1 protein-coding gene is annotated in these 1,451 nt (G+C 60.2%); it reads left to right on the forward strand.

Annotated elements, in window-relative coordinates; genetic code table 11:
- The first annotated feature begins 140 nt into the window (after positions 1–140).
- Positions 141–1,178 carry an IS110 family transposase gene (locus HGP14_RS35070; RefSeq protein WP_168834368.1) on the forward strand — a complete coding sequence of 346 codons (1,038 nt, stop codon included), beginning with the start codon at positions 141–143 and terminating at the stop codon, positions 1,176–1,178.
- Positions 1,179–1,451: the final 273 nt, after the last annotated feature.

Below are 1,451 nucleotides of genomic sequence, written 5' to 3' on the forward strand. Positions count from 1 at the left end.
TTGGCCTCCAGAGAGTTTTCTAGATGGTGTAACGGGCGGAGCCCAGCCAGCCGAGTTTGAAGGCTTGGTGGTCGTCCCTCACAATGATGGTGTCGCGGAGTAGGGATTGACCTGCTCCATAACATCACGGAGAGACGACCATGAAGCAGTATGCTGGCATCGATGTATCATTGGAATACTCAAGTGTGTGCGTAGTGGATGCGGATGGCCGCATTGTTCATGAAGCAAGGGTACTGAGCGAGCCCGATGCGCTGATTGCCTGGTTTGGCGAGCACGGAGTGGCCATGGAACGAATTGGTCTTGAAGCCGGCCCGTTGTCGCAATGGCTCCATGCCGGGATGATAAAGGCGGGTCTGACGGTTGAACTGATTGAGACGCGCCACGTGCGTGCAGCCTTCAAGACGATGCCGGTGAAGACGGATAAGAAGGATGCGCGGGGCATAGCGCAGTTGATGCGGCTGGGCTGGTTCAGACCGGTCCACTGCAAATCTCTTCCGGCCCAGGAAGTGCGCGCGCTGCTGACCGCACGCAAGCTCATCCAAGGAAAACTTCACGACATCGAGATGAGCCTCCGGGGCATTCTGCGCGGCTTCGGCCTCAAGGTAGGGCCGACCATGCGACGCACCTATGCGGCACGGATCCGCGAGCTGATTGAAGGTCATCCGACTTTGGAGGCGATTGCCGCGTCGCTGTTGAAGGTGCGCGACGCACTTGCGGGCGAATTTGCAGGTTTCGAACGAAAGCTGCGTGGTATGGCCCGTCAGGACGACAGCGCGCGGCGGCTCATGACGACGCCTGGCGTTGGCGTTCTGGTGGCGTTGACATTTGTGTCGGCCGTTGACGCTCCGGAGCGTTTTCGATCATCTCGAGCGGTGGGCCCGCACTTCGGATTGACGCCGAAGAAGTATCAATCGGGCGAGACCGATTACACTGGTCGCATCTCGAAGATCGGCGATGTGGGCGTACGAACCGCGCTCTACGAGGCGGCCAACGTCATCTTGACGCGGCCGGTCAAAGGCTCGGATCTTAAGACTTGGGCGCTGGCGGTCGCAAGACGTGCGGGACCCAGAAAGGCGCGCGTTGCACTGGCTCGCAAGCTGGCGGTGGTGTTGCACCGCATGCTCAGGGACGGAACCGACTTCATTCCTCGCAAGGCAACGCCAGCCATGGCCGGCTGAGGAGGAAGGACGTAACAAGACAGGCTTTCGGGCGGGCCGTACCATCACCCCCCCGGAGCAAGGTCCCTTCGCCGGGACGATGGATGGGTTAGGCCGCAGTGAGGTAAGCAGCACTAGTGGACTGCGCGTTTCTAGATTGGCCAACCGCTCCTCAGCAGACCCCATACAGCAGCGACCCCGCGTCGACTGCGGACAGAAGCAAGCACTCGGCGAGGGATTGAGCTCATAAGGGATTGACTCGGGAAAGCCCGTTACAGAAGCGACCTCACTCTG

Origin of the sequence: Rhizobium sp. P32RR-XVIII, assembly GCF_012641395.1 — a bacterium.
GTDB lineage: Bacteria > Pseudomonadota > Alphaproteobacteria > Rhizobiales > Rhizobiaceae > Rhizobium.